Source organism: Haloferax profundi (assembly GCF_001469865.1).
GTDB lineage: Archaea > Halobacteriota > Halobacteria > Halobacteriales > Haloferacaceae > Haloferax > Haloferax profundi.
The window spans coordinates 1-361 of sequence record NZ_LOPV01000111.1 but is presented as its reverse complement, the minus strand read 5'-3'; the positions used below and the strand labels follow the sequence as shown (position 1 = coordinate 361).

Here is a 361-nt window from a genome sequence, read left to right as displayed (position 1 = left end):
CTACAATGAGTACTAAGAAGCAAATCGGTAATGAAGTTTCGCACTACGAACTCCCCCGAGCAGTCGTCGACGACGTGGTTGATGAGACGCCTGAGTTCCGAGCCACGGTTGAACTCGAAATCCAAGCCAAAGTCGACCTGAACAATCCGGAAGCGGTTGGTCGAGGACTGACCCTCGCGGAAGAAGAGCGGATGGAAGCGCGTGAGTGGGAGATTGAACAGACGAAAACCCGGTGGGACCGGAGACAGACGTCGAACCGGGAGGAGCGGACGGCGACTGTGGCAGAACAGATGAGCATCGAAGCAACGAGAGAGTTCAAGAAGCGTGCCGGATGTGTGAATCGGTGGGCCGACCCCGATGA

1 pseudogene is annotated in these 361 nt (G+C 56.5%); it reads left to right on the top strand.

The features are described 5' to 3' along the window. Positions 1 to 361: pseudogene (locus AUR66_RS21810) on the top strand (DNA-binding protein); the annotation flags it as partial.